The following is a 7,570-nucleotide window of genomic DNA, read 5'->3' as shown; positions in this document are numbered from 1 at the left end:
CAGGCCGGGTGGCTGCGGTCTTCCAGCGCGGCCAGCGGCACATCGGGCCGCGGCTGGTGCGGAAAGCGCAGCGCGTCGCGCAGGCTCCAGGGGCGTTCCGGGGCCCCCAGGGCCGCGGCGGCCGAGGGCGGCGCGGCGGCATGCCAGGTCAGGCCGGGGCATTCGGCCAGGGCCGGCGCCGGTACCGTGTCGCTCAGGTCGGCGCGGTTCAGGCCGGCCAGCACCGCGCGGCGCAGGTAGGCCTGGGGCAGCCCGGCGCTGGTCGGGTACACCGGGGTCAGCGCCTGGGGCAGCTCACCGCCGGCGGCGTGGAAGCTGGGGTGCATCATCGTCCAGCCCAGAAAGCCGCCGCGCAGCTCGCCCCGAGCGCGGACGCGGGCGCCCACCGCCAGCGCCTTCTGGTGGCTGGGGTAAAAGGTGAAGAAGCGCAGGGTGCAGGTGCCGCTGCCGTCGTTGAGCGTCACCAGCAGCTGGCGCCGGCCGCCGTGGGACAGTTCGCAGGCGGTGACCACGCCCTCGATCTGCGCCGTCTCGCCCTCGCGGGCGTCGGCCAGCCGGGTGATGCGGGTTTCGTCCTCGTAGCGCAACGGCAGGTGCAGCGCCAGGTCGATCGGCCGCACCAGGCCCAGCTTGCGCAGGGCTTTTTGCGGCGCGGACAGGGGCTTTTTGGCGGCCGCGGGGGACGGGGACGGGGCGGGCGCAGACATGGCGGCATTGTGCCGCAGCCCCCGCAACCGTCAGGGCGGGGCGCCGTCGAACAGGCTGTGCGCCTGCGCCAGCAGGTGGTGCTCGAACGCCCGGGCAATCGGCGACAGCTGCTTGCCGCGCAGGCGCACGATGTACCAGTGCGCGTGAATCGGAAAGCCCTGCACCGGCAGCAGCGCCAGCCCTTCCTGCGCCGGGTCGGCCGCCAGCGCGTGGCGCGACAGCACGGCGATGCCCAGGCCGCCGGCCACCGCCTGCTTGATGGCCTCGTTGCTGCCCAGCTCCAGCCGCACCTCGGGCACCCAGCCCTGTGCGGCGAAGTGCTGCGCCGCCGCCATGCGGGTGCCCGAGCCTTTTTCGCGCAGGATGAAACGCTCGCCCTGGATATCGGCCAGAGTCAGGGAGGGGCGACCCGCCAGCGCGTGGCCCAGCGGCGCCACCACCACCAGCGGGTTGTCCAAAAACTCGCACGCGTCCACCTCCAGGTCGCGCGGCGGGATGGACATGATGCACAGGTCGTCCCGGTTCTGGCGCAGGCGCTGAACCACGCCGTCGCGGTTGAGGATTTCCAGGGCGATCTCCACCTCCGGGTGCGCCTGGCAAAAGGAACCCAGCCAGCGCGGCACAAAGTACTTGGCCGTGCTGACCACCGCCACCTTCAGCCGGCCGCGGTGCAGGCCCTTCATGGCGGCGACCTGCTGCTCGAACAAGGCCCAGGCATCGACCATGCCGCGCGCGGTCTGCACCAACGCCTCCCCGGCGGCGGTGAGGTGCACCTTTTTGCCAATCACCTCGTGCAGCGGCAGGCCGACCGACTCGGTCAGCTCGCGCAGCTGCATCGAGGCGGTGGGCTGGGTGACATGGGTGGCCCGCGCCGCGCCGCTGACGCTGCCGTGCTCGGCCAGCGCCAGCAGGGTGCGCAGCTGCCGGAAGGTGACACTCATAGTTTTTTATCTATGATTTTCTTTTATTGAATCGATTTTACAGAATGCATCGGGCACTTTAGCATCCCGGCCCAAGGAACACCCGATGAACAACCTGCTCGACCCCGCAATTCTGTTTTTTCTCTTTGGCGCTTTTGCCGGCCTGGTCAAATCCAACCTGGAGATCCCGGCGCCCATCTCTCGCTTCCTGTCGCTGTACCTGCTGATGGCGCTGGGCCTCAAGGGCGGGTTTGCGCTGGCGGCGTCGGGCTTCACGCTGGAGGTGGTGCGCAGCCTGGGCGCGGCCGTGACGCTGGCGGCGCTGGTGCCACTGCTGGGCTATGCGGTGCTGCGGCGCTGGCTGTCGGGCCTGGACGCGGCGGCGGTGGCCGCCACCTACGGTTCGGTCAGCGCGGTCACCTTCATCACCGCCGTGCAGACGCTGGACCACCAGGGCCTGCCCTATGGCGGCCACATGGCCGCGGCGATGGCGCTGATGGAGTCGCCCGCCATCATCCTGGCGGTGGTGATGGCCAACACCCTGCGCCAGCGGGCCGCCGGCGGGGTGCCGGTGGGCGGCGGTGTGGCTGCACTCACCGCCCCGGGCCGCGGTGCCGCAGGCCTGCCGCTGGGGAAGGTGTTCCACGAGTCCTTCACCGACGGCGCGCAGCTGCTGTTGCTGGGGGCCATGGTGGTGGGCTTCGTCACCGGCGACACCGGCCAGGCCGCGATGAAACCCTTCACCGGCGACCTGTTCAAGGGCATGCTGGCCTTCTTCCTGCTGGACATGGGCCTGCTGGCCGCGCGCAACCTGCCCAAGGTGAAAGGGCAATCGCCCTGGCTGGTGGCCTACGGCGTGGTCGGTCCGCTGGTGCACGCCGGTCTGGCGCTGGGCCTTTCCTGGGCGGCGGGCATTGCCGCGGGCGACGCCGCCCTGCTGATGGTGCTGGCGGCCAGCGCGTCCTACATCGCGGTGCCCGCGGTGCTGCGCCACGCCATCCCCGAGGCCAACCCGTCGCTCTACTTCGGGCTGTCGCTGGGCGTCACCTTCCCGCTCAACATCCTGTTCGGCATCCCGCTGTACATCGGCGTGGCCCACGCGGTGCTGGCCTGACGCCGGCTGCGCACGCGGTTCAGCCCAGGCGGTCGTGCAGAGCGAGCAGTGCCTGGGTCAACTTGTGCTTCGGGTCCAGGTGCACCATGGGCCGCGAGAGCTGGTGCGACTCCCGCACCTTGACCGACGCCGGCAGGTAGGGCTGCAGCACCGGCAGGCCTTCGTCGATCAGCTCCTGCACCAGGCGCTGCGGCAGGTTGGCGCGCGGCTGGAACTGGTTGACCACGATGCCTTTGATTTCCAGCGCCGGGTTGTGGTCGGCGCGGATTTCCTGCACGTTGGCCAGCAGGGTGTAGAGCGCCTGGCGCGAGAAATCGTCGCAATCGAAGGGGATGAGGCAACCGCTGGCCCCCATGAGCGCCGAGCGGGTGTAGAAGTTCAGCGCCGGCGGGGTGTCGATGTAGATGCGGTCGTAGCTGTCGGCCAGCTGCTGCAGCGCCTCGCGCAGCTTGTAGATTTTGTGGCGCGACTCGAGCTTGGTCTGCAATTCGTCGAGGCGCTCGCTGGCGGCCATCACGTCCAGCCCCTCGTAGGGCGTGGCCAGCACAAAGTGGGCGGCCGGCAAGGGGTTGAAGCTGAAGCCCAGGGTCTGGTCGAAAAAGCTGGCCACGCTGGGTTGGTCGGCCGCGGCCTGCGCACCCAGCAGGTAGTGGGTGGAGTTGCCCTGCTGGTCCAGGTCGATGAGCAAGGTGCGCAGCCCCTGCGCCGCGCTGATGGCCGCGAGGTTGCACGCGATGGTGGACTTGCCCACCCCACCTTTCTGGTTGAACACGACGAGGGCCATGCGAACTCCTGTTTGTTGCAGTGCAACATTATGCCTTCTGAGACAATCGCGCCTTCCTCCACTTGGAACGGGCCCGTCCGGCCCTCAAGCCCATGAGCACACCCTCTCCTGGCGCCGCGCGCGCCCACACCCTCAGCGATTTCGACTTTTCGCTGCCCCCCGAACTCATTGCCCAGCACCCCGCCGCGGAACGCAGTGCCTCGCGCCTGCTCGATGGCACCGGCGCCGCGCCGGTGGACCGCATCTTCCGCGACCTGCCTGGCCTGCTGCGCGCCGGCGACCTGCTGGTGTTCAACGACACGCAGGTCATCAAGGCCCGGCTGTTTGGCGAAAAAGCCAGCGGCGGCAAGGTGGAACTGCTGGTGGAACGCGTGCTGCCCGGCCCGGGCCACGAGGTGGTGGCGCACATGAAAGTGAGCAAAAAGCCGCCGGTGGGCGCCACCCTGCACATGTACGCGGGCGGCACACCGACCACCGCTTTCACCGCCACCCTGCTGGGCCGCTGGCCGAACGACGACGGCCCGCTGTTCCGCTTTGCCTTCAGCGACGAGCCGCACGCCCTGATGGCCGCCCACGGCCACGTGCCGCTGCCGCCCTACATCGAACACGGCGACACCGCCGAGGACGAGCGCCGCTACCAGACGGTGTTCGCCAAGCACCCCGGCGCCGTGGCCGCGCCCACCGCCGCCCTGCACTTCGACGAAGCGCTGCTGGCCGAACTGGAGGCGCGCGGCGTGCAACGCGCCAGCGTCACCCTGCACGTGGGCGCGGGCACCTTCCAGCCCTGCAAGACCGAGAACATCGCCGAGCACGTGATGCACCGCGAGTGGTACCAGGTGCCCGAAGCCACGCAACAGGCCATCCGCGCCACGAAGGCCCGCGGCGGGCGCGTGGTGGCGGTGGGCACCACCAGCGTGCGCACGCTGGAGAGCTGGGCCCGCGGCGGCACCGGCCCCGACTGGCAGGGCGGTCAGGCCAGCGGCGACACCGACATCTTCATCACCCCCGGCTTTGCCTTCCGCGTGGTGGACGTGCTGGTCACCAACTTCCACCTGCCCAAGAGCACGCTGATGATGCTGGTCAGCGCTTTCGCGGGGTACGGGCACGTGATGGCGCTGTACCGCCACGCCATCGCACAACGCTACCGCTTTTTCAGCTATGGTGACGCCATGCTGCTGCAACGGACACCCTGAGCGCAGCCCCACCCCGCAACCTTCCGAGAACCCCCATGGCCGCCGACCGTCCCGACACCGTGTTCGACACCGAAGACCTGCTGCTGAGTCTGTGCAACTCCGTGACCAAGGTGCTCAACGCCGCCACCAACGGCAGCGTCACCTACTCCGGCATGGTCCAGCGCATCCAGAAAACCAGTCTCAAGCCCGACATCGGCTGCTTCGTGCTGTTCGACGGTGGCTTCTCCGGCCTGGTGATCCTGAATTTCACCGCGCCCGCGGCCATGGAGCTGTACCAGAGCTACCTGCTCAACATGGGCATGGCCAAGGAAGACCTGGCCAGCGCCCACACCTCGGACGAGGTGGCCAACGTCATGGGCGAACTGATGAACCAGGTGCTGGGCGACTTCACCAGCAAAGTGCGGCGCGAGTTGCAGACGCACATCACCCAGAACCAGCCCAAGATGCTGGTGATCAACAAGCAGGTGGTGCTGAGCGTGGACGCCAACCTCGACCACCCCGAGGCGCGCCGCGTGACCTTCTACACCGGCCGCAACAACATCTTCTACCTGGAACTGGCGATCGACCGGACCGAATTCGTCAAGCTGGTCGACTTCGAGCCGCAGGAAGCCCCCGACCCCGACGCCCTGATGGAGCAAGCCGCCGGCAGCGCTGTGGCACCGGCCGCCCCCGCCACCGGGACCCCCGGTGGCGACAGCGACACCGACGCCCTGCTGCGCTCCCTGGGCATGTGAGACCCCAACCCCGACCATGCTGAAGTTCGACCTCCTCCAGACCGACCCCGCCCGCGAGGGCTACGCCGGCTCGCACGCCCGCCGCGGCACCCTCACGCTTAACCACGGCGTGGTGCAGACCCCCATCTTCATGCCGGTGGGCACCTACGGCACCGTCAAGGGCGTGATGCCGCAAAGCCTGCACGACATGGGCGCACAGATCATCCTGGGCAACACCTTCCACCTGTGGATGCGCCCGGGGCTGGACATCATGCAGGGCTTCGGCGGACTGCACCAGTTCGAGCAATGGCACAAGCCCATCCTGACCGACTCGGGCGGTTTCCAGGTCTGGAGCCTGGGCGCCATGCGCAAGATCACCGAGGAAGGCGTGCACTTTGCGTCGCCCGTGAACGGCGACAAGCTGTTCATGTCGCCCGAAGTGAGCATGCAGATCCAGACCATCCTGAACAGCGACATCGTGATGCAGCTGGACGAGTGCACGCCCTACTGGCAGGGTGAAAAAGGCACGGGCCACATCACCACCGAGGCCGAAGCGCGCAAGAGCATGGAAATGAGCCTGCGCTGGGCCCAGCGCTCGCAAGACGAATTCGCGCGACTGGGCAACCCCAACGCCCTGTTCGGCATCGTGCAGGGCGGCATGTTCGAAAGCCTGCGCCAGGAATCGCTGGACGCGCTGGTGGCCATGGACTTCCCCGGCTACGCCGTGGGCGGCGTGAGCGTGGGCGAGCCCAAGGACCTGATGCTGCAGATCATGGCGCACACCCCGCACCGTTTGCCGGCGCACAAGCCGCGCTACCTGATGGGCGTGGGCACACCGGAAGACCTGGTGGACGGCGTGGCCTGCGGCGTGGACATGTTCGACTGCGTGATGCCCACGCGCAACGCGCGCAACGGCACCATCTTCACCCGTTACGGCGACCTGAAAATCCGCAACGCGCGCCACAAGGCCGACCCACAGCCGCTGGACAGCACCTGCACCTGCTACGCCTGCGCCGGTGCCAGCGGCGTGAGCTGGGACGCGGGCGGACGCGGCGGTTTTTCCCGCGCCTACCTGCACCACCTGGACCGCTGCGGCGAGATGCTGGGCCCGATGCTGACCACGGTGCACAACCTGCACTACTACCTGGCGCTGATGCAGGAAGTGCGCGACGCGCTGGACGCGGGCACGTTTGGCGCCTTCCGCCTGCAATTCCGCAACGACCGCGCGCGCGGCGTGTGAGCCCCCGGCGCCGGCTCAGCCCGGCGCCGCCGGGGCCGCCGAGGTCGCAGCAGCCGGCGCCCCACAACGCTGGCAAAAGCGGGCGAACGCGCTCTTGCGCGTCTGGCACGCCCCACAGCGCTGGAACAGGCACAGGCCACAGTGGGCGCAGAAATCGACCTGCTCGTTTTTCAGGTCCACCGCCCGCTCACACCCCGGGCACACGCCCTTGGCCAGGCGGGCCTGGGCCAGGTCGTAATCCAGCTCCTGACGGCGCTGGACATCGGGCAGGGTTTCGGCGGCCTTTTGCCGCTCCAGGTAGCGGTTGAGGGCCAGGATGGCGTAGCGCCCCACCAGCACCGTCACCACGATGCCGACGGTGTAACGCACGTAGCCACCGTAACTCGGCAGGTAGGGCACCAGTTCGACGAAGAAGGTGAACAGCGCGAAAAAAATGAAGCCCCAGACAAAAGGCCACCAGGTGCTCTGGCGCTGGCGCGCGAACAGCCAGCCGGCCACGGCCAGCAGCGGCAGGGTTAACGCCAGGCGGTAGCCGAACACGCGCAACTCCTGTGCCCGCAGCGCCGCCTGCCAGGCGGTGCGGGCGCCGTCTTCCAATTGCCGCAGCTGCGCACGCGCGCCTTGTTCGGCCTGGCGCGCGTCGAGCAAAGCCTGCTGCTGGGCTTCCACGGCCCCCAGGGCCTCGCGCTCGGCCTGGCGCAGACCGTCGAGCGCGGCGGTGCGGCGCAACAGCTCCGGGTCCTGCTCCGGGCGCTCGGTGGCCCTGCGCGTGGCCAGCCAGTGGCCGAAGGTGTCGCGCGCGGCGCGGTGGTCGGACTGCGCCACCTGGTGTTTCAGCTGGGCCTGCTCCAGCGCCTGCTGCGCGTCGCGGGCCTGGCCCTGGGCGGTCTGGGCCGCC

8 protein-coding genes are annotated in these 7,570 nt (G+C 69.1%); 4 read left to right on the top strand and 4 right to left on the bottom strand.

From position 1 onward, the window contains the following. Both CON77_RS06150 and CON77_RS06145 read right to left on the bottom strand, forming a co-directional pair. A partial coding sequence (locus CON77_RS06150; RefSeq protein ID WP_369407343.1) for an OB-fold nucleic acid binding domain-containing protein occupies nt 1–707 on the bottom strand: 707 nt, incomplete at its 3' end. Between the two features lie 30 nt (nt 708–737). Further along, a complete protein-coding gene (locus CON77_RS06145; RefSeq protein WP_101048254.1) occupies nt 738–1,649 on the bottom strand; it encodes a LysR family transcriptional regulator in 912 nt (303 codons plus the stop codon). Between the two features lie 85 nt (nt 1,650–1,734). Here CON77_RS06145 and CON77_RS06140 point away from each other — a divergent pair, with 85 nt between their 5' ends. Then, nucleotides 1,735–2,742 (top strand): sodium-dependent bicarbonate transport family permease, encoded by a 1,008-nt coding sequence (locus CON77_RS06140; protein WP_101048253.1) that lies wholly within the window; start codon nt 1,735–1,737, stop codon nt 2,740–2,742. 19 nt (nt 2,743–2,761) lie between these two features. On the opposite strand, the gene CON77_RS06135 is transcribed toward CON77_RS06140, so the two are convergent. Further along, a complete protein-coding gene (locus tag CON77_RS06135) occupies nt 2,762–3,526 on the bottom strand; it encodes a ParA family protein (RefSeq protein WP_101048252.1) in 765 nt (254 codons plus the stop codon). A 92-nt stretch (nt 3,527–3,618) separates the two neighbouring features. On the opposite strand from CON77_RS06135, the gene queA reads away from it, so the two are divergent. Genes queA through tgt form a run of 3 tightly spaced genes read left to right on the top strand, consistent with a single transcriptional unit; the run spans nt 3,619 to nt 6,672 of the window. Continuing rightward, nucleotides 3,619–4,719, top strand: a complete 1,101-nt coding sequence (gene queA / locus CON77_RS06130; protein WP_101048251.1) for a tRNA preQ1(34) S-adenosylmethionine ribosyltransferase-isomerase QueA — start codon at nt 3,619–3,621, stop codon at nt 4,717–4,719. Nucleotides 4,720–4,754: 35 nt separating this feature from the next. Beyond that, complete coding sequence (locus CON77_RS06125) at nt 4,755–5,453, top strand: DUF3334 family protein (protein WP_101048250.1); 699 nt, start codon at nt 4,755–4,757, stop codon at nt 5,451–5,453. A 16-nt stretch (nt 5,454–5,469) separates the two neighbouring features. Beyond that, the gene (gene tgt, locus CON77_RS06120; RefSeq protein WP_101048249.1) at nt 5,470–6,672 is read left to right on the top strand and encodes a tRNA guanosine(34) transglycosylase Tgt; all 1,203 of its coding nucleotides are present in this window, start codon (nt 5,470–5,472) and stop codon (nt 6,670–6,672) included. Nucleotides 6,673–6,687: 15 nt separating this feature from the next. On the opposite strand, the gene CON77_RS06115 is transcribed toward tgt, so the two are convergent. After that, nucleotides 6,688–7,570: zinc ribbon domain-containing protein (locus CON77_RS06115; RefSeq protein ID WP_101048248.1), on the bottom strand; the 883-nt coding region annotated here is incomplete at its 5' end.

The organism is Macromonas nakdongensis (assembly GCF_002837145.1).
Classification (GTDB): Bacteria; Pseudomonadota; Gammaproteobacteria; order Burkholderiales; family Burkholderiaceae_C; genus Macromonas_B; species Macromonas_B nakdongensis.
The sequence above is the reverse complement of the archived record's forward strand: the minus strand, read 5'-3'. Positions and strand labels throughout refer to the sequence as shown.

Bases quoted from the DNA above. Each gene is read 5' to 3' on its own strand.
- CON77_RS06145 (WP_101048254.1), bottom strand. From the start codon at position 1,649: ATGAGTGTCACCTTCCGGCAGCTGCGCACCCTGCTGGCGCTGGCCGAG.
- CON77_RS06140 (WP_101048253.1), top strand. From the start codon at position 1,735: ATGAACAACCTGCTCGACCCCGCAATTCTGTTTTTTCTCTTTGGCGCT.
- CON77_RS06135 (WP_101048252.1), bottom strand. From the start codon at position 3,526: ATGGCCCTCGTCGTGTTCAACCAGAAAGGTGGGGTGGGCAAGTCCACC.
- queA (WP_101048251.1), top strand. From the start codon at position 3,619: ATGAGCACACCCTCTCCTGGCGCCGCGCGCGCCCACACCCTCAGCGAT.
- CON77_RS06125 (WP_101048250.1), top strand. From the start codon at position 4,755: ATGGCCGCCGACCGTCCCGACACCGTGTTCGACACCGAAGACCTGCTG.
- tgt (WP_101048249.1), top strand. From the start codon at position 5,470: ATGCTGAAGTTCGACCTCCTCCAGACCGACCCCGCCCGCGAGGGCTAC.